This window comes from Paenibacillus sp. 01T47 (genome assembly GCF_056398245.1).
Window position 1 is genome coordinate 642765 of sequence record NZ_JBFTPA010000002.1, and the last position, 19606, is coordinate 662370.

The following is a 19606-nucleotide window of genomic DNA, read 5'->3' on the forward strand; positions in this document are numbered from 1 at the left end:
TTACTCCTCCTTTGTCTTAACAGGTATTTTCATCGCAACGCCCAAGCCGCCTAGCTCGCTTCGGAATACGTATAGACCAGCCGATAGGCCAAATTTGATCTGCAGCCGCCTATGCACATTGACGACTCCCGTCGTTTCAAGTTCCGATGCATCCTGAAGCTTGAACTTGAGCCGCATAAGCTCGTCTTCCGTAAGCGTGGTGCCATTATCTTCGAAATAGATACAAAGGAAGTTGTCCCGCAATTCATTCGTAATTCGCAAATGACCATCTGATATTCTGGACTCCAGTCCATGCTGGTAGGCATTTTCAATGATAGGCTGCACGATGAGACGCGGTACCAGCAATTCCTCCCGCCACGAGGGAATCGGTTCCACCGAAACATTGATCCTGCTGCCGAACCGCATGATCTGGATATTTAAATACGCTTCAGCATGCTTCATTTCTTGCCCTAGTGACAACTCTGACTTTGCATCTCTCGTAATAAACTGAAAGTAGTTGCCAAGATAGTGTACGAACTTCCTTGCATTATCCAAATCCTCGAACTCGATCAGCTGATGCAAAATAAAAAAGCTGTTGTATAGGAAATGCGGGTTGATCTGCGACTGCAGCTGTCTTAGTTCAGACTGCTGACTCCTAATTTGCTGCTCGTATACTTCTTGTATCAAGGATTGCAGCTTAGATACCATCTTATTGAACTGTTCTGACAGGTCCGAAAATTCGTCATTACTCCTCTGTGAGACCCGAACCGCTAGCTGGCCTTCCTCCACTTTTCGGAAAGCCTTTAACAGGTTGCGGACGGGATTCCGAATCGCTTTGAAAATCCAATATGAGAACAGCGCCATCACAATGATGGACAAAGCGAACAAGATCCAGAACAACGCATTATATTTGTCAAAGTCGCGCATAATGACGTCTTCCGGCGTGTATATTCCTAGCGAAAAATCATATCCTGACGATTGTCGGAGCGAAACCAAATATTTCTTCCCTTGGTTCTCAAATATGACGCTTTCAACTTCACCGCCTGACTGCCGAGATAATAATTTTTCGATTTCATCGGAGGTATTGGGCACCGCGTGATTAGTAATAACACGACCCTCCTGCTTGAAATAGAGGTAAGCTCCTCCTTGATCGGACATACTGCTTAAATCGTCCATGATCATCCGCTGATTGATCTCGATCTCGATCAAGAAGACGGGAGCCCTGTTTTTGATCACGCTTTCCGGGTAATAAGAGCCCATAAGCAGCTTGTCGCCATGCCATACTAGTGGAGATAATTGCTGCTGCATCTTGAATCGAATCGTTTCCAGTTCTTTGATCGAGACGCCCTCGATGTAGCTTCCGGACTTTATTTGCTTGTCAATCATCGGGATGTAAAGAGTTGCACTCGCAATATAAGAGCTGGAGTCCTGCAGAAGAGCCACCTTTCTCTCTAATCGCAAAATCGCTTCACGCAGCTCGTTTTCCGTCAAGGCCGGAGCTACCGTGCTTAAAGCCATAAGATCCTCGTCCACCAGTAAGGAACGTTTGAAATTTTCGATATTAACGATTTCATTCGTCAGTGATGACAAATAAAATTTCACATTGGTTTGCATGGATTGCAGAATTTGATCCCGCAAACTGCTGGCCACCTGCTTGTTCAAATAAATGCCCAACATGTACACAGGTAAAATCGCGATCAAGAAGCCCAGGAGCAGCTTAGGAAAAATCGTAAATCTCCACTTTTGAAACCACATTTCATTTCCTCCTGCCGAACGTATGTGTCGATTTCCATGATGTACTTACTATTCTCAGAAAAAAATCAATTGTTTGAACCCGCAGAAGCGTTCCAACATTGGAAAAACCCGACCGCAAAGGGTCAGGTTTTCATTAAATATATGGGTGAGCTTTACCAATCTATTCGGTAACTTGTTTACCGTAATATTCTTGACTTCGGACATGTTCCCTTTATAGTCTTCCAGCGTAATACCGATTACAGATCCCTCTACCGGAATAGATAATCCATTCAAATCATGATATCCCCGAATGAAATAATCGGTTGTTGCACCATCATACTTTTTTGTAGGTTTAACCTCTACTCCATTAACGGTAATGTACATATGCCACCAGTCTTTCGAGGAAGGTACATCGATCCCAAGCTTATTGCCATTAATATAGTAGCTTCCATCAAATGATTCGGAATAAATATCTTTCATTTTGCTTGCATAACTGACGGTATCTATAACATTCTCTCTCTTATCCAATGTGGATCTTCTTAACAGGTAACGATCATCATCTTTCACTGGTACTTCGAATTTCGTTGAAGCCAGTTTTATATCCAAGGTCTTGGTATAAGTATCTTTTCTGCCATCCGTAAAGCTCAAGTCGAAACGAACTTTGCTGCCGCGGTTCTCCTTGCCCCAGCTGATATCGAATCCTTCGGCTGTTTCATTGACTGACACTTTCGAAAGATAATCTTTACTTTCAAGTTCAATAATGGCTGGTTTGCTCTCGCTTTGATCGGCTCCAACAGCAGTCAATTTAAGAGCCACGACATGTTTATCTAAGTTTTTCACATAGAAGTTGTCGCCATAAACTCCGCCTAAAAATTCCTCTTTTCCATTATTCAGCTTTGCATAGAGATTGTATTGCTTCACCTTACTATAATCAGTACGATTCCACACGACATCGATTTCATTGGTAAGATATCGATCTTTGACTGCAAAACCCGTAGGCGTGCTAGGCGTGTAGTTTTTCCCATCTGTGAGTTTAAGCTCCCCGATGTTGACTTGATAGCCGTTGATGGATTTCCCCTTCGGATCAAATGCTAGACCCAGGGCAGCGATTTCACGATTCGCATACGAACTTAGATTCAATTTGGCTGTGACAAAGCCTTTTGTCCTCTTCCCGCTATTCGGTACGGTGACATATTCAACTTGATCCGGCGCATCTTTGAAAATAAGTCCTAACTGGATATCAGAACCATCATTCACTGATGTTTTGGTTGATTCTTGCCATATGCTGCATCGCCTGTAGGCGGCATGGAGTCTCCTGCTAATACATTATAGGGGAACGCTAAAAGCGACATCATTACTGTTGTTATAAGTGCTTTTCTTCTTATTTTCACCGATCTTTCCTCCTAATTGTTATTTAGCCCTTAGAGATTCCTTAAGACAAATGGGGCTGGTATGACGGACAGTCAGATCCTGCATTCACAAGTTTTATTGTTTCATTTTACAAAAAGTAATCGTTTCAAGTCTTTGAAAGATAAAGTCTTATTTTTGCACATTTCGGACAACTAGTTGATATTCACTTAGCTATTTATTTTCCCCCTTCGCAATTGTCTCTTCTCGATCTTGCTCCTTGATTATAATAGAGCTTGTCGTCCCCCTACTATTCGCCGTTGTTTACATTCGACTATCATCTGTTGACCTTCCAATCTGATCCCGGTATTCCTGCGGGGTTGCATTCGTTGCTTTACGAAAAAAACGGTAAAATGATTGCTTGGACAAGAAACCGACTGCTTTGGATATTTCGTTGATTTTCAACCTATTTTCCCCCAGCAACTCCTTCGTCTTCGTTATTTTCACCGCCGTAATAAAATCGGATAGTCCTTCACCCGTTATGCGTTTATATAACCTAGATAAATAAGACGGATTATGGCCTGCCACCTCGGCAATTCGATTCAAGCTAAGATCGCCTGCCACATTGTGCCGGATATAACGCTGAACTTGACTTACAACATCCATCTCCTGATACCCATGACCCGATGATTTGTGCTCAAAAATCACTTCAGCCAATTTCCCGAAGTATTCGGTCACTTCAAACCAATTGTTCGTGTAATCCAACAGGGTCATCTTTCCGAGGTTAATGTCATCGCCGATTTCCTCATGAACCTTCCAGCGATTCACGTACGATAAGAAAATAGAAATGAGCGTAAAATATATTTCACTTCTAGTACTGTCTGATTTCCCTTCAGCGGATGCCGCGAGCTTCATCAGTGCGGAATATTCGACAGAAAAATGTACCTGTTGACCGTTTTCCAGAAGCGTTTGCATCAACGTCATTTTCTTCATTTGTTTGCGCAGCTCTCTTACGTCTAAATCCGCGGCAAGTTCGTGTGATTCCTGTTCAAGCAGCAGTAATTCTTGTCCAAGTCCCAGCCCGCGATACATCAACAAGCGCAAATGCTCAAACTGATCGGATAGCTCTTTCCATTCCCGGTATGTCGTACCCACGGCGAATGATAGTTTTATATTGAGCAGCTTCTTGCACGCGTTCTGGATCATCTCTGCTGCGCCTTTAACAAACGCCAAAGCCTGCTCTCTCGTCACCGTCACTCTGCTGGAGAAGAATCCTTCCTGTTTCGGTTGAATCAACCAAGCAATCTTCGTCTTCTCTTCGAATTCAAATGATACTTGGATTATCAGGTCTTTCTTGTCAGCACCATGCGAGAGTCTTATGTCCATGGGCATCATGGAACGGAGAGCGTCGTTCACGGATACAATCAGGCCAGCCGCGTAGTTGTAGCAGCAGCCGTAATTATGGTGTCCGTCTTCGCTGGCTTTATTTTCGCTCATGATATCATGATCAAGCAGATTGGTTTTGCACTGGCGATCGGTATCCTTATTGACGCCTTTATCGTCCGTATGGCACTCGTCCCGGCGGTCATGGCAATCTTCGGCGATAAAGCTTGGTGGCTGCCTAAATGGTTAGACCGCCTGCTGCCGAACCTGGATGTCGAAGGTGATAAACTGATTGCACAGCTTAAAGATCAGGAGAGTACCTCCAATATCAAGTCTAGCTCTCGTAAGGCATACTAATTTAATTAAATAAGGGGCTGTCTCAAAAGCAGTAAGCTCTCTAGCGAGATTGCCCGCTCTGAATGATAATGTTGAACACCATGAATAAATGGCTGTACAGGAGACTATGCCTGTACAGCCATTTTACTATTCTGATCTATCGTTCCCATCATTTCTCCAATTACACTTTCCTATACAATCATCCACCGACCACAAGTTAGTAGTTATATCTACTTTCGAGACTGACCCTTATTTTCACTTATGATTTCGAAATTGTCTTCTATAATCAGTCGGTCCAAATTCAGCATATTTTTTAGATTCTTCTATTAAATAGAGAACATTCGAATATCCAATACATGACGAAAGTGAACTCATAGGGATGTTCCTCTCAGAAAATTGTACTTTTGTATCGGGGTTTTTGTACATTTCTTTCAAAATAGTTTGAATATAGTGGAATGGTAGTAGATTTCAACTGAAAGGAGATGTCTGAATGTGAAGGTGTAACGGTTGTTGTACCTATCATCATAATCGGACAAGTCATTAAGGCTAGTATCATAATAAAGGAGATGTCGCTCATGTTAAATATCCTTGATTTTGAATTTGAAGAGGTCCCTATCGGAGGAGGGTCTTTGCCCTTGGCTGTAAATGCAGGGGCTTCCGAACTACCACTAACTGAAATTTGGCTTAGTGTCACCGGCTCTAATCAGTATATCTTCATGTACTCTACCATTGGATGGCAAGCACAAATCACCACTACGTCTATTGCTCCCGAGCTTGTCTTCCGCATTCGGCGCGGCGGATTTGGAACGAATTCTCCGATTGTGTTTCAAACATCGGATTCTGCTTTGCTAATTGGAAACACGGCTATCAGTATGAATATTGGAATGACTACAGCATTTGATCACACGGAGCTCCCACCAACGTCAGTAATAGGAGTAGCACAACAATATTTCTTAACCGTTCAGAATATAGGAGTTGGCAATGCTTCCATTGTCGGTCCTGTAAATTTAACAGGGTTTGTATTAGGATAATTGAAGAATACAGCCAATGAATTCACCATAGTCTACAATAGAGGAGTTGTGATTTAAATGCTCAATATCCTTGACTTCGACAAGGAAGAAATTCCAATTGGTTCAGGGTCGCTCCCTTTAAATTTAACCCCAGGCCCCGAACTTGCCTTGACTTCAATATTCCTCAATATTTCCAGCACAAACGTCAACTTATTAATATCTGCTACCGTAGGATGGGAAGTACAGCTGCTGAATCAAACCATCATACCTGAACTCATCTTCCGAATTCGCCGTGGAGGTTCGGGATCGAGCTCCCCCATCGTCTTTCAGATACAAGATTCTCAGTATTTACCGGACTTCCAACAATTCATTATGCCTATCAACTTTAATACTTCATTTGATCATTCTGAGAATCCTAGCCCATCAATCGTAGGTAGTTATCAACAGTATTATTTGACTGTTCAACAAATTGGCATCGGAAATGTATCAATTATTGGTCCTGTCAATTTTACTGGCATGATTCTCGGTTAAAAGCAGGGTCCCGATGTAATCTAAAAAAAGTGAGGAATAGACCTATGCCAAGTATTCTGCAATATGCTACACAGGAGGTTCCCGCAGGCGGTGGATCGTTGCCCCTAGGACTAACACAGGGGGTCGAGATTAATTTAACTTCGATATTTCTCACAGCCACAAGCTCAACGAACCAGCTTCAATTCTGGGGAAATGTCGGTTGGGCGTTACAACTTCTCAATCAGGCTGTATCTCCCCAACTAACTTTTCGTATTCGTACGGGAGGATTCAGCCCAACAGATCCTATCGTATTTCAAACCACGGACTCCGAGCTATTTCCTGGTAACATGGGCTTTATAACTCAGGTATCATTTAACACTTCCTTCACTCATACGCAAGTACCAAATCCAACGTTAATTGGTGTCGCTGTACCCTACTTTTTGACCGTTTCCTATTTTGGCCTCGGAAACGTGGCCATTACCGGACCGATAAACCTTACAGGGCAAGTTCTAGGATAATAGAAGAAAACAACTTGTTCCTACCGTTTGTAGGTGACAAGTTGTTTTTCTACATATAAAATCTACCATGAGGAGGACATCTATTTGACGAACATACCGGTTACTATGGGTGCGCAATCACAGCAAGAGCCTTCCATTACCGTTAATACTTTGAACAACTTAACCGTCATTGTTACATCTAGCAGCATTTCTACAGGAACTTCCAGAATCAATGTATATGTGTCGCAGGATGGCGGGTTTACGTACCCAACCAGTCCGACGCTGACTCTACCTGTCGGTTTTACTACCCAAGGTAATGCTATAGGCACTTATGGCTATCGCAATACATTTATGATAGCCTGCACCGCACTGAACACGAATCCGGTCATGGATTCTTCTATCACCGTCTATACTTCTACAGATAATGGAGTTATTTTCTCCGCTCCGGTCATTACATGTGAGGGCTTTGGACAGCAAATATATAATGATAAACCCTTCATTCAACTCGATAACTCTAACGGAAGTCCTTATCTCGGTCTGGCACATGTTGGCTTTACACGATATTATGACAATTTCGCCACCTCAGGCACTTTTTATCAACGTTCTCTCGATCTAGGACAAACGTGGTCGATTCCCATTCTTTTGTCAAATCAAACGACAGGAACCGCCGTGTTCGGCACGAATGTAGCAATAGGACCAACGGGACAGGTCTATGTAGCATGGGCGCAGTATGCACCAGGTAATCCTCAATTCCTCATTCGACGATCCGATGATGGAGGTGCGACCTTTAATCCGATTGTTGTAGTATCGAATATTTCCCTCGTCCCAAGTCCCCTTCCCGTACCCGGATTCGCTTTCCGCGTCTTGACCAGCGCCTTCCTTGCGGTAGATATTTCGGCCAATCTCGGCCAAGGAATACTATACGCCGTTTGGCAAGGTTATCAGACTGGCTTTTCGCACATCTACTTATCGAGGTCAACCGATCAAGGAAATACTTGGTCGACACCGATTCAAGTGGATGACAGCCCCACTGGTACGCAAAATTTTTATCCGAATATTGCGGTTTCTCGTAGTACGGGACTCATCCAAATTGTGTATTACACGAATCGCGTCGACTCCAGTATGCTTGATGTTTATGGCACAACTTCAGGAGATGCAGGCGCCACTTTTGCTGTTAATACCCGCCTATCAGACACTTCATTTGATCCTAACGTAGATCCGAGTTATGGGGAGCCTTGCCCGTCTTTAGGAGACTATATTGATGTTGCATTCACATATCCCGACAGACAGATTACGGTATGGACAGGAATGATCAACAACATACAAAATATTATTTCAAACCTATAACCTAAATAAGCTATTTGCATTAGCTGGAATCTTGGTACCCGGAGCAACGTTCATAATACCGGCAGGTTTGTCATCCACATGGAGGGGCGTAATATATGCCGCTCCATTATTATTTCTGCTGTCAATTTGGCTATAACCTAGGGTATGAATACATATTCCAATCCCTTTTTTATGCATATGATGAATCAAAACGTCATAGTGGGGAGTTGTGTTATGAAAGCTTTGGTTACAGGAGGTGCAGGTTTTATTGGTTCCCATCTTACAGATATGCTTATCGATAATGGCGCTGAGGTACACATTATCGACAATCTTACAACTGGATCAATAAAAAATGTAAATCCTGCAGTAACATTGCATATTGAAGATATAAACAGCGATTCATCTTCTCAAATCATTCAAACAGTTAAGCCGGATGTTGTGTTTCATATGGCAGCTCAGGTTGATGTTCAACGGTCGATAGCCGACCCTGCATTCGACGCTAACGTAAATATCGTTGGTACCGTGCGGCTTATTCATGCTTGCAAGCAAGCTGGCGTCGGAAAAATCATATTCTCCTCTACCTCGGCCGTATATGGTGTCTCAAAAAAAGAACGTGCATCGGAGGATGCATTACCTTCTCCGATTTCCTATTATGGTTTATCCAAACATGCAAGCGAGTGCTATATTCGATTGTTTCATGAATTGAACGGCATTAACTACACGATATTACGTTATAGCAACGTATATGGTCCTCGTCAAACTGCAAAAGGTGAAGGTGGCGTTATTGCCATATTTATGAGCAACCTGCATAAGGGGCTTCCGCTTTTTGTGCATGGCAGCGGCAATCAGAATCGCGATTTTATTTTTGTGCAAGATGTTGTAAGAGCAAATATAGCTGCGAGCCGTCAAGGGAATCAAGAAACGATCAACATAAGTACAGCCTTGCCTACTTCGATTAATAACTTAGTGCATAGGTTAAATAAGATTCACGGCTCAGCCATAGATGTTGCACATGGCCCAGAGCGGCCAGGTGATATTATGGACAGCTGTCTCGATAATTTGAAAGCTGAACAAATATTGCGTTGGCGGCCGAAAGTTAGCTTAATCGAAGGATTAACACAAACTTATGAGTATTACCGTAAATAATAGGCTAAAGCGGCGATCGTTTCTCGGCATTCAGCCTGAGAGCGATCGCCTATTTTTTATTCATTTCATGGCAACAAGAACCGTTGTAAAACCATCATCACGGCCTATAATAAGCTCATACGTCTCATTATCTTGTGTACATACCTGTTGGATACGAAAGCCACAATCCGTCAACAAGCTGGACAATTCATTAGGTTGATAATGGCGATAGTGATGAGGATTCACACCACCTAGGAAGTACGGATTGTTCAAATGCGGAATAACCTTTTCATTTGGTGCTGAGATAAGAAGAATGCCGTTTACATTAAGAGAATCATAAAGCTTCTGGACGAATGACCGATCATCCTTCATATGCTCGACGGTTTCGAAGCAGGTAATAACATCGAACTTTTGGATAGGAAGTTCTTCTTGAAACAATCCAGATAAGTCGCTTTTCACATAAACGGTTTTGTCGCAGTAGAAATGATCAATCGCCCAATTTAATGCATGATCCGATCGATCCACACCGACAGTCAGTGTGCAAGCAGAGTTTGTAGCCAAGTAATGAGTGCCATACCCTGAGCCGCAAGCCGCATCCAATATATAATCTCCACGACGAATGTAGTTCAATGCAAAATGATATCGATAATGATGATCCATCATGACATCGTGGAAGGACGTCGCGTACATTCGTTCCATCTTCGTAATTTCGTCATCCATTCTCTTTCCTCCAATAACCAAAAAAATCAAACCTTTAAACGGGTACATCTATCCGTGTCCGCAATGTGAATCTATGAATCTACTATAATGTAATATTCAATTGAACAGGAAAGGAGCTGCGTAAATGGCTCAATTGATTGATTTTGCATCACAAGAAGTTTCTATCGGACAAATGTCGCTTCCTCTTAATTTGCCAGCTGGAACAGAAGTTTTGCTGACCTCTATCTTTCTTAATATCGCTAATGCAAATGTGGAAGTGGAACTGTCTGCTACCGTCGGCTGGGAGGCTCAACTATCACTGCTGCCCCTTGTTCCTGAGGTCATCTTCCGTATCCGCCGCGGTGGATTCACACCCGCTAGCACGCTCATCTTTCAGACTACAGATTCCGTTTTTCTCGGAGCTGGCAACTTGATACCGGTACTGACTTCTGACTTGACTACATCCCTTCAGCGTTCCGACTCTCCTGATACCCCCGCAATTGCAGGAACCTATCAACAGTATTTTTTAACCGCGCAACTGAGCGGCACGGGTGGGGCGACAATTATTGGACCCGTTACATTATTAGGATCAATTATCGGGTAATTTACGATTAAAAAGGAGTTGAGAGTATGGCATTTTTAGTTGATTTTGCGTCACAAGAGGTGAAGCAAAACACACAGTCATTACCATTATTGCTGGCTGCCGGTACCGAAACGTTATTAACATCCGTATTTCTTAATGTCACGAGCACAAGCAATAAATTAGTATTGCAAGCTACGGTCGGTTGGCAAGCTGAATTACTTTTGCTTCCGATTGTACCCAAGCTCACATTCCGCATCCGACGCGGGGGTTCTACGGTGGCATTCCCTGAGGTCTATCAAACAACAGATTCGGAATTTTTAGGAACAGGCGGGTTAATCTCGAACATCATAACAACAACTTTAAATCACGTAGAATCGCCTGATCAAAGCCTTGTCGGTTCGTTTCAACAATACTTTTTGACTGTGCAAAGCAATGGACTCGGAACGATTACGGTAGTTGGTCCGGTTACGTTAATGGGTACAACGATTGGCTTTTAAATATCCCAATTCATGCTTTTTTCAATAGGAAAGGAGGTGAAAGCTATGGCTGTAATCATTAATGACTACCAGTTTCAAGAAGTTCCCGTTGGAACAGGGTCTCTCCCCCTTTCTATTTCTCCCGGTTCGGAAGTGCTGCTGACATCTATCTTTCTTCAAGTTACTAATGTAAACAACCGGATTGAGTTAAAAGCAACCATCGGCTGGGAGGCGCAATTACTGGTCCTGAATATCGTACCGAAGCTTCTCTTCCGCATTCGTCGCGGCGGAACGAGTGCCCCCGCGACGGTTGTCTTCCAAACGACTGATTCCGTATTTTTAGGAACCGCAAGTGAAGGTCCATGGGTACCGCTCGATTTCACGACTTCTTTCCAACACACCGAGACGGCTATTCCTGCTATCGTTGGCACATTCCAGCAATACTCCTTAACTGTTGAACATATCGGTCAAAACGTTGCTACGATTACTGGTCCAGTTCATTTGGACGGTACCGTTCTTCTATAACACAATAGTCCGATACCTTTACCGTTTCTATACTAAGCAGTATGGCGAATTGATTTCCGTTAGGCTGGAAATCAATTCGCTCTTTGTTTAGATATCCTCGAAGATGTTCTGTGATCCCGTCCGTGTGTCCATCCAGACAATGAGTGCTGCGCCAGTTGCTTTTACAATTAGGTCGTTATAATCACCAATCGATGGTGTTGGAGTGCCTAATGACGGGTCCGCATTCGGATCGAAGGAGACGCTTGTCACACGAAGATTAGGCGCAAACGACGAACCGGCATTGTTTGATTCAGCTAAAAACACATCGATTAACGAGTTGCTTACACGGTTCGTATAGTACATCACCTTCACCCCGCCATTATCACGCGATACCGTTAAATTGGGCAAAATATTTTGCGATCCTACCGGGCTATCATCTACTTGAATTGGCGTTGACCATGAAACGCCTTTGTCAGTCGATCGCGAGAGAAATATATGTGCAGAACCTGTACGGTTGTCTTGCCAAGCAGCATAGACAATGCCTTCTCCGTTAAATGGCGAGATATCTACGGCTAAATAAGCAATCGTCAAGACGCGAAAACCAAAGGTTGGAACAGGAAGAGGGGTTGGAACTAACGAGACTGTCGATATGGTAATAATAGGACCATACGTCACTCCCCCATCATCTGATCTGCGCATAAGAAATTGCGGCGTTCCTGGACCATATTGCATCCATCCGACATAAATTTCGCCTGCGGGACCAATTGCGATACTCGATCCAAAATTCGAAACATCTTGAACTTGATTTGTTAACAGAAAGGGAGTAGACCAGGTTATCCCTTGGTCTAGTGATCGCGAAATCAATGTTTCAGAGCTTTGGAAATTGTTGAAATAACGTGTAAAAGCAATATACGCTTGACCAAGATACGGACTGCCATTCGACGTATCTATGCGTATTGACGGCTTGTCGTTATATACCGCGGTGCCAAACCCCTGGTTTACAATGATTGGGGTTGAAAAGGAGGCGCCATTGTTCGTCGAGCGGTACACGATAATGGACGAGTCCCTTACAGGGTTCACATTCAAAGCTGTCGCTGCAACAAGAAACAGATTAGGATAACCGTACGCTGCTACACCATCACCTGATGCCGCGAACCCCGCTGGAGGGGGATTCAGCATCTCGGTGTATGATGCACCGCCATTGACTGACCGGTAGATCGTCGTCATATTATTCCCCGACCGCAGATCATTCGTTGTTACGATGACAGTAGATTGATCCAGTGAATTAAGAGCGATGGAAGGTTCTTGTTGAGGACCTGATGGAGTGATTTGTATATTGGTCATGAAATCTTTCCTTTCAGATAGTTTTTTTATTTTCCTTGATATAGAACGGAACCAATAATATGATCATCAACAATTGAATAGGATTGCGGGATGTACATATTGTACACTTCTCTTAGTGATGAGCTTATCCATGCCCCATGTCTTCCAGCATGTTTCGGAGGATGTGTTACTTTTCGTATACGCTGTTTGTTCAAGAGCTGTTCATAAAGATGGGTGGTTAGCTGCTCCATGGTCGTTAGTGACCATCGTTTCACGCCCCATTTGTAACCATTTGCTGCAAGCTTATTGCGAAGCTTATGATCATCCAACAGTGCATTCAAGCAGTGTGACAATTCGTCACTGTCCCCAGCTTTTGCAACCAATCCCGTATGATTGTGTTTCACCATTTCCGGAATACCGCCAGCATTGGAAACAACGAGTGGCTTATGTGCAATCTGCGCTTCCATGACAGTAAACGGATGATTGTCATTTAAGCTTGCGAGCACGACGATATCAGACTGCTTAATCAATGACGGAACGTCATTTCTGCTGCCCGTAAAAATTACGTGACTAGCTAAGCCCAAGCGGTTTGCTTTCGACTCTAACTCTGACCGAAGATTCCCATCACCAACGAGTAGACATATCCAATCATTTCTTATTTGTTTGAGAGTATACAGAGCATCTAGTAAACAGCTGTGCCCTTTTACTTTGTCAAATCGCGCAGGACAGATGATGACATTCGCTGCATCCGGTATCGTAAAGGTAGAGCGTTCATTCATCCGTTGCAAATATAGCTCCACGTTCATCCCATATGGGATAACCTCCATATGCTGGGAAGGCACCATATATCCAACGAGCGTATCATGCAGCCATTTCGTCGGAACAATAGTCAAATCGCTTGAGGTTGCGCCATAATACTCCCGAGCACATGCATACTTCCAAATCGTATCGGACGGCAATTTCCCTTCGAGCGATACCCAGTAGTCAGTTGAGAGACATCCATGGATTGTACTTATTAATGGTATCTCTTCCGGTTTAATTTGCCATAGTGCTCGGGATGAAATGACATCCTGAGTATGAATCAAATCATATTTTCCAAGTCCAAAATAAGATGCTGCAAGGGCATAAGAGCAGAACTCAATTTCCTGTTCAACAATCCATGGATCAATTAGCGACTGGTATGGAGCGTAGATCGCTCGTATTTCGCCTTCGACGAGCCGTTTAAATCTCTCTTTCTCTACCCCCTCACCAGTATTAGCCATATAATAGCTATTTTCATCCGGATGCCTAGCGAACACATCCACCTCATGACCTAGTCGTTCCAAGCTTGCTTTTAAATCTTGAATATAGACCCAAACCCCTCCAACATGGGGGATCAGCCAGTACGTTGCAAGTAAAATTTTCAATTTACTTCACCTCGCTTGACTTGAAGCGCCTTTTCGTACAGCTGTAAAGTTCGATCGCACATCTTATCCAATGACCATTTTTTGAGTCCATAAGATCTGGCTTTATTGGCCAGACGTTTTCGAAGAGAGTCATCATTGAATAGTTTATGAATTTGGCTGCATAACAAATCTGCTCGACCGGCTGGCACTAATAAACCGTTCTCGCCATGAGTTATCATCTCTGGAATACCTCCTACTGCTGAAGCAATGATCGGTTTCCCCATTGCTTGCGATTCCATGACCACGAACGGAAAATTATCATGAATGCTTGGCACTACAACGTAATCCGCTTCCTTCAATAGAGCTGCCATATCGTTCCGATGTCCAAGAAACTTGACATGGCCCTCCAGATTATACTGGTTCATCACTTGTTCAAGACTATCCCGCAGCGGTCCGTCTCCGATCAACCAACATATCCAATCCGAACGGTTCTTTAACAGCAATGAAAGTGCATGGAATAAAACATCATGGCCTTTCACCTGATCTAGACGCGCGGGACAGACCAACAGCTTCACCCCTTCTGGTTTAGTCGTTATTATTCCATTAGTAGATTTATGGAGGAAAGATAACGTATCGAATCCATATGGAATAACATCCATTTGTATATCATTCATGAGCCCAGTTGATTCATATTGTTGTTTAAGCCATTTGGAAGGGTAAATATTCCAATCACCAACCATGCTTCCATAATGATCGAGCGCATTTCCCCATTGTTCAGATAGGGTATCATCAGAAATATAACCTTGAAGCCTCCATTCGGCTTCTAGTTTCCCGTGAAGGGTTACAATAAGAGGTGTAGTTCGCGGCTTAACTTCAGATACTCCAATCGCAGAGATCACATCTTGCGCATGAATCAGGTCATATTCCTTTAAGGAAAATTCGGATAATGCTTGACGGAAAGCGATTCGTTCCCCGTCCATTGCTGCCAACCAAGAATCATAATTCAATGATTTCTCATTGAACCGAAGACCCATATACTGCATGATCGGAGTTAATACAGCTTGCTTATCAATCGACTTACCTTTATCGACAACGTGGTAATTCTGCCCAGTTTCGTTATGAGAGAGGATATCGACCTCATGCCCCCTATCTTCAAGTCCTTTCCTGAGTGCCAATACATAAGTGGATACTCCACCTGTATATGGAACACACCAATATGAAACAAGTGCAATTTTCATCCGTCACCCCTCTTTCAGCCAAAAGGAACAAAAATCATATATGATTTCGATACCAATCTATTGTTCTCATAAGTCCTTCTTCCAACTTCACGGAAGGTCTATAGCCAAGCAAAGTTTGTGATCTTGTTAAGTCCGGCTCTCGTGCCGGTATATCCTCATAACCCGCGCCATAAGCTTCATCATACGTTTTGGACACGATAGAAGATGTCGAATTGCTAAGAGAAACAATCAAGTTTGCAAGTTCCCTAATCGAGATAGAGCGGTTCGTACCGATATTGAATGCAAGTCCGTTAGCTTCCGGCTTGAGTGCTGCTAAAGTACCAGAGATCGTATCCTCTACATAAGTGAAACAACGTTTTTGAAACCCATCTCCATAAACCTCAAGTAGCTCTCCCTTCAAGGCTGCCTTAATGAATTGTGCTACAACACCGCCATATTGCGAATTTGTTTGCCTAGATCCGTATGCGTTGAAATACCGAAGCACGGTAACTGGCAGTCCCTTTTGGGCATAAGCAAAGCACATATGCTCATCCAGCGACTTCGCCGTTGCATAGCACCAACGATGAACAGATGGGGCACCATAGATACGTCCGGACATTTCGTGAAAAGGCAGCTCCTCATTTTTTCCATATATTTCGGATGTTGAAGCAAAAATGACTTTGACATGGCGCGGATATGCTAATTCAAGTACATTGCGTGTACCGTCAATGTTGCCTTCTATAACTTTAATGGGATCATCTACCGTATTTTTAACGCCTAGAACAGCCGCTAAGTGGTAAACAACATCAGCTTTGGCAATCAATTTCTTCATCACCACTCGATCCATTACTGAGCCTTGGATAAGTGTGTGACGTTTATGATTTTGGAGATGGGATAAAAATTCCGGCCGCCCATTCGAGAAATCATCTATTGTCCAAACGGTGTGGCCTTCCTCCAGCAAACGCTCAACTAAATGTGAGCCGATAAAACCTGCGCCACCAGTTACTACTATTTTCATTGAAATCCCCCCCTTTTAAAGTAAGATGACGTTTTTACGGTCTGCGACTTTGCTTGTAGCATTGCGTGTATCTATGACAACAGGTGTGTGTTTCACAAATAGCTCGTAAGGAATATTCGAATGATCCGTTAAAATTAACGTACAATCAATATTTCTCATATTTCGTGCCGTAAGCGGGACTGCATGAAGCACCGTTTCGCCAATTTTCAGTTCATTTACATACGGGTCAAAATAATCTACCTTAACTCCGGATTCTAGCAGTTGCTCTATAATGTGCAGCGCGATGGACTCTCGCATATCATTTACATCTTTCTTATACGTAACCCCGATGACAAGTACATTGCATTCGTTTAGCTCTTTAGGACGCAAAGTCTTTGCAACCCGTTCTACTATTAAACTAGGCATATCCTCATTTACCTGACGGCAAAGCTCAATAAAAGGCAGATCAATATGGTGTTCCCTCGACTTCCACAACAAATATAATGGGTCAACCGGTATACAATGTCCGCCAACACCAGGACCTGGATAATATTTCGTAAAACCATATGGCTTTGTACCTGCTGCCTCGATCACTTCCCATAGGCTTATATCCAGCTCCTCGCATATCTTCAACAGACTGTTCATAAAAGAGATATTCAAATAACGCTGACTGTTCTCGAGCAGCTTCGTCATTTCGGCAACGCGCGGTGAAGACACGACGACCATGCGTTTAAACACTGCTTCATATACTTCCTTGGCATACGATGTGCATGATGGCGTTACGCCTCCGACAACTTTGGGGATATGCTCCAATTCCCATTTCGAACCGGGATCAATTCGTTCTGGTGAATATGCGAGCGAAATTTCTTTGCCTACTAGGAGACCAGTGGACTCCAATATCGGCTTAAGCAGCTCCTCACAAGTTCCCGGGTACGTAGAACTTTCCAATACAATGAGTTGACCTCTTCGCAAATGTGGAAGCAAATTTTGTGCAGCTCCAATCACATATTTCAAATCAGGTTGATCATGATCATCTAGCGGCGTAGGCACACAAATGATTATGACATCGACTTTCTCGATGACATTGAAGGTAGTCCCAACATGAAAACTATTTTTACTGAAAAGATTTCGAATCTCGTTTTTCTTATAGTCAGACAAATAGGATTGACGCTTGTTTAACATATTGATTTTTCGTTCATCAGTATCAATACCATAAACCGTATTTCCTTTCTCAAGAAACAACTCAGCCAATGGCAATCCAACGTACCCTAGCCCAATAATACCAATTTTATAATTAGTAGCATGCTCTTTCACTCTCTCAACTCCTTTGACTAATCTTCTAGCATCATACGAAAATTAATCAAAATCGCATTAGATAAAAGTCTATATTTTACAGAAATAGTAGAATGTCACGAAGTTTATAAGATTTTGAGGATATTGAATTATACCGACTGGATGCAATTGTTGATTGACAATCGCCTGTAATGATACGAGAGAAAAATAGGTGGATGTACGTTAACATTATTGTAATAGACTCATATGATAGTGGAATGACAGACAAATTGACCGGAGGGGAACAAATGCGAATACTAATCGCCTGCAGCTGGTCTCTACCTCATGCAGGTGGCGTAAATACGTATGTCAATCAGTTGTCAAAAGGATTACAGCTCACAGGGCATCACGTAGATATATTCTCCCCGACGCCAGATGGACAGGGATTCCATGTCCCAGGAAAAAGCTTATTCATTGATAAAAGCAAACTAACATCTCTTATTGCCGATCAGACTAGTCTCTATATGAATCACTATTTGCCCGGAACTGATCCATGGATAACTAGCACCGAAATTGAGCGGTATTGTATTGAAGCAGCTGCCTTGTACTTCGACTTATCCGATTATGACATTATCCATGCACAGGACATTGTTAGCGCACATGCGTTGTCACGTGTTAAATCTCCTAAAACTCCTTTAGTAACGACAATTCATGGCTGTCTCACCAAAGAGTGGTTTGTTAAGTTGAAAGAATTGGGGTTACTGGAACAAGACACAAATACCCCGCTTTGGCACTATTCGGCCATACGTGAAAATTTGGGTGCAACCGTCAGTGATGTAACAATCTCGCCCTCGCAGTGGTTAAAAGATGTTTTAGTAAATGAATTTTCTGTTCCAGAACATAGTATTACAGTCAGCCATTATGGTTTTGACATTGACGAGTTTCTTCAAAACATGAATCGAGAATCAAATGTTACAAGACCTGCTGAGAAGAAAGTATTTATGTGCCCTGCACGCTTTGATGTTGTGAAAGGTCAAATCCATCTCATCTATGCACTAGCCAAACTAAAAGAAGAACGTACGGATTGGATTTGTTGGTTCGTAGGAGATGGTTTTCTTCGTGAAGAAATAACGCAAACTGCCAATAATCTCGGTCTTACTGATCACGTTATCTTTATGGGAAACCGCGAGGATGTTCCTGAATTGCTTCGACAAGCTGATTTTGTCGTCCTGCCCAGCATGCAGGATAACCAGCCATTTGCCATTATCGAAGCACAAATTGCAGGCAAGCCAGTTATCACTTCAGACGCTGGTGGTATTCCAGAAATGGTAACCCACTCATCGACTGGACTTGTATTTCATGCTGGAGATAGAGATCAGCTATTTCATTGCTTAAGATCAGCCTTAGATGAAGATGATTCAACATCACTGATTGAGCTGGCAAATCATGCAAAGAGATGGGGAGAGGAACATTGGTCATTGCATGCGATGACTGAACGTGTCGTCGATTTGTATAATCTCGCGAAAAGCAAGCATCCAGAAATCGATAACGGAATTAGTTTGCAAACTATACAACCTACACAAATTATACAACCTATACAACCTGTTCAACGGAAGAAAAAGAAAGGAAGAAGTAAATGGCGCATCTTACGAAGAAGAAGATATCTAATCGCATTAAAAATAAGAAAACGAAAAAACAGAAAAAGAAGACTCGCAAAAAGAAGATAATTAAACGAGTGCTTAAAAAAGCACGTCGAAGATCAATACTTTTTAACCTGAGAAGACCAGAATTGCTAACTGCTCATAATTTACAGCAGATGATCGATTCCAAATTCTCATCAGCCCATGATATTGAACAAAAAAACATCTGGAATCGTATTCTTCAAGTAATGCCTATTGGATAC

19 protein-coding genes are annotated in these 19606 nt (G+C 42.8%); 9 read left to right on the top strand and 10 right to left on the bottom strand.

The features are described from left to right. From AC1DOV_RS06895 to AC1DOV_RS06910, 4 genes are all read right to left on the bottom strand, one after another. The gene (locus tag AC1DOV_RS06895; RefSeq protein WP_477549532.1) at positions 1-1734 is read right to left on the bottom strand and encodes a sensor histidine kinase; all 1734 of its coding nucleotides are present in this window, start codon (positions 1732-1734) and stop codon (positions 1-3) included. Between the two features lie 54 nt (positions 1735-1788). Then, on the bottom strand, positions 1789-2970 hold the full coding sequence (locus AC1DOV_RS06900) for a GH85 family endohexosaminidase C-terminal domain-containing protein (RefSeq protein WP_477549533.1): 1182 nt from the start codon (positions 2968-2970) through the stop codon (positions 1789-1791). Continuing rightward, positions 2967-3104 carry a hypothetical protein gene (locus AC1DOV_RS06905; RefSeq protein ID WP_477509758.1) on the bottom strand — a complete coding sequence of 46 codons (138 nt, stop codon included), beginning with the start codon at positions 3102-3104 and terminating at the stop codon, positions 2967-2969. The genes AC1DOV_RS06900 and AC1DOV_RS06905 overlap by 4 nt, the downstream gene beginning before the upstream one ends. 280 nt (positions 3105-3384) lie before the next feature. Beyond that, the gene (locus AC1DOV_RS06910; protein ID WP_477549534.1) at positions 3385-4455 is read right to left on the bottom strand and encodes a helix-turn-helix transcriptional regulator; all 1071 of its coding nucleotides are present in this window, start codon (positions 4453-4455) and stop codon (positions 3385-3387) included. Here AC1DOV_RS06910 and AC1DOV_RS06915 point away from each other — a divergent pair. From AC1DOV_RS06915 to AC1DOV_RS06935, 5 genes are all read left to right on the top strand, one after another. Next, positions 4426-4800, top strand: a complete 375-nt coding sequence (locus tag AC1DOV_RS06915) for an MMPL family transporter (RefSeq protein WP_477509760.1) — start codon at positions 4426-4428, stop codon at positions 4798-4800. The two genes, AC1DOV_RS06910 and AC1DOV_RS06915, sit on opposite strands and share 30 nt — an antisense overlap. Positions 4801-5414: 614 nt before the next feature. Beyond that, entirely contained in the window at positions 5415-5810 is a 396-nt protein-coding gene (locus AC1DOV_RS06920; protein WP_477549535.1) for a hypothetical protein, read from the top strand. A 57-nt stretch (positions 5811-5867) separates the two neighbouring features. Continuing rightward, entirely contained in the window at positions 5868-6320 is a 453-nt protein-coding gene (locus AC1DOV_RS06925) for a hypothetical protein (RefSeq protein WP_441874907.1), read from the top strand. Between the two features lie 581 nt (positions 6321-6901). Continuing rightward, the gene (locus AC1DOV_RS06930; protein ID WP_477549536.1) at positions 6902-8143 is read left to right on the top strand and encodes a sialidase family protein; all 1242 of its coding nucleotides are present in this window, start codon (positions 6902-6904) and stop codon (positions 8141-8143) included. Positions 8144-8356: 213 nt separating this feature from the next. Then, on the top strand, positions 8357-9268 hold the full coding sequence (locus AC1DOV_RS06935; RefSeq protein WP_477549537.1) for an NAD-dependent epimerase/dehydratase family protein: 912 nt from the start codon (positions 8357-8359) through the stop codon (positions 9266-9268). 60 nt (positions 9269-9328) lie between these two features. Here AC1DOV_RS06935 and AC1DOV_RS06940 read toward each other — a convergent pair whose 3' ends face one another. After that, positions 9329-9967, bottom strand: coding sequence for a class I SAM-dependent methyltransferase (locus AC1DOV_RS06940; RefSeq protein ID WP_339203092.1), 639 nt, complete (start codon positions 9965-9967; stop codon positions 9329-9331). Positions 9968-10091: 124 nt separating this feature from the next. Here AC1DOV_RS06940 and AC1DOV_RS06945 point away from each other — a divergent pair, with 124 nt between their 5' ends. Genes AC1DOV_RS06945 through AC1DOV_RS06955 form a run of 3 tightly spaced genes read left to right on the top strand, consistent with a single transcriptional unit; the run spans position 10092 to position 11530 of the window. Continuing rightward, positions 10092-10550, top strand: a complete 459-nt coding sequence (locus AC1DOV_RS06945; RefSeq protein WP_339203094.1) for a hypothetical protein — start codon at positions 10092-10094, stop codon at positions 10548-10550. A 26-nt stretch (positions 10551-10576) separates the two neighbouring features. Then, a complete protein-coding gene (locus AC1DOV_RS06950; protein WP_076265539.1) occupies positions 10577-11026 on the top strand; it encodes a hypothetical protein in 450 nt (149 codons plus the stop codon). Between the two features lie 45 nt (positions 11027-11071). Then, positions 11072-11530 carry a hypothetical protein gene (locus AC1DOV_RS06955; protein ID WP_441874896.1) on the top strand — a complete coding sequence of 153 codons (459 nt, stop codon included), beginning with the start codon at positions 11072-11074 and terminating at the stop codon, positions 11528-11530. 87 nt (positions 11531-11617) lie between these two features. On the opposite strand, the gene AC1DOV_RS06960 is transcribed toward AC1DOV_RS06955, so the two are convergent. From AC1DOV_RS06960 to AC1DOV_RS06980, 5 genes are read right to left on the bottom strand one after another with little or no spacing between them, the layout of a single operon-like run. Continuing rightward, positions 11618-12853: a sialidase family protein gene (locus AC1DOV_RS06960; RefSeq protein WP_441874894.1), complete on the bottom strand. Its 1236-nt coding sequence runs from the start codon at positions 12851-12853 to the stop codon at positions 11618-11620. A gap of 26 nt (positions 12854-12879) precedes the next feature. Further along, positions 12880-14238, bottom strand: coding sequence for a glycosyltransferase family 4 protein (locus AC1DOV_RS06965; RefSeq protein ID WP_441874892.1), 1359 nt, complete (start codon positions 14236-14238; stop codon positions 12880-12882). Continuing rightward, positions 14235-15455 (bottom strand): glycosyltransferase family 4 protein, encoded by a 1221-nt coding sequence (locus AC1DOV_RS06970; protein ID WP_441874890.1) that lies wholly within the window; start codon positions 15453-15455, stop codon positions 14235-14237. The genes AC1DOV_RS06965 and AC1DOV_RS06970 overlap by 4 nt, the downstream gene beginning before the upstream one ends. Before the next feature lie 34 nt (positions 15456-15489). Continuing rightward, positions 15490-16452, bottom strand: a complete 963-nt coding sequence (locus AC1DOV_RS06975) for an NAD-dependent epimerase/dehydratase family protein (protein ID WP_477549538.1) — start codon at positions 16450-16452, stop codon at positions 15490-15492. 15 nt (positions 16453-16467) lie between these two features. Then, positions 16468-17745: a nucleotide sugar dehydrogenase gene (locus AC1DOV_RS06980; protein WP_441874886.1), complete on the bottom strand. Its 1278-nt coding sequence runs from the start codon at positions 17743-17745 to the stop codon at positions 16468-16470. A gap of 266 nt (positions 17746-18011) precedes the next feature. Here AC1DOV_RS06980 and AC1DOV_RS06985 point away from each other — a divergent pair, with 266 nt between their 5' ends. Next, positions 18012-19430, top strand: a complete 1419-nt coding sequence (locus AC1DOV_RS06985; RefSeq protein ID WP_477549539.1) for a glycosyltransferase family 4 protein — start codon at positions 18012-18014, stop codon at positions 19428-19430. Positions 19431-19606: the final 176 nt, after the last annotated feature.

Coding starts and splice junctions, on each gene's coding strand:
- AC1DOV_RS06895 (WP_477549532.1), bottom strand. CDS start 1,734: ATGTGGTTTCAAAAGTGGAGATTTACGATTTTTCCTAAGCTGCTCCTG.
- AC1DOV_RS06915 (WP_477509760.1), top strand. CDS start 4,426: ATGCGAGAGTCTTATGTCCATGGGCATCATGGAACGGAGAGCGTCGTT.
- AC1DOV_RS06910 (WP_477549534.1), bottom strand. CDS start 4,455: ATGATGCCCATGGACATAAGACTCTCGCATGGTGCTGACAAGAAAGAC.
- AC1DOV_RS06925 (WP_441874907.1), top strand. CDS start 5,868: ATGCTCAATATCCTTGACTTCGACAAGGAAGAAATTCCAATTGGTTCA.
- AC1DOV_RS06935 (WP_477549537.1), top strand. CDS start 8,357: ATGAAAGCTTTGGTTACAGGAGGTGCAGGTTTTATTGGTTCCCATCTT.
- AC1DOV_RS06940 (WP_339203092.1), bottom strand. CDS start 9,967: ATGGATGACGAAATTACGAAGATGGAACGAATGTACGCGACGTCCTTC.
- AC1DOV_RS06945 (WP_339203094.1), top strand. CDS start 10,092: ATGGCTCAATTGATTGATTTTGCATCACAAGAAGTTTCTATCGGACAA.
- AC1DOV_RS06950 (WP_076265539.1), top strand. CDS start 10,577: ATGGCATTTTTAGTTGATTTTGCGTCACAAGAGGTGAAGCAAAACACA.
- AC1DOV_RS06955 (WP_441874896.1), top strand. CDS start 11,072: ATGGCTGTAATCATTAATGACTACCAGTTTCAAGAAGTTCCCGTTGGA.
- AC1DOV_RS06960 (WP_441874894.1), bottom strand. CDS start 12,853: ATGACCAATATACAAATCACTCCATCAGGTCCTCAACAAGAACCTTCC.
- AC1DOV_RS06970 (WP_441874890.1), bottom strand. CDS start 15,455: ATGAAAATTGCACTTGTTTCATATTGGTGTGTTCCATATACAGGTGGA.
- AC1DOV_RS06975 (WP_477549538.1), bottom strand. CDS start 16,452: ATGAAAATAGTAGTAACTGGTGGCGCAGGTTTTATCGGCTCACATTTA.
- AC1DOV_RS06985 (WP_477549539.1), top strand. CDS start 18,012: ATGCGAATACTAATCGCCTGCAGCTGGTCTCTACCTCATGCAGGTGGC.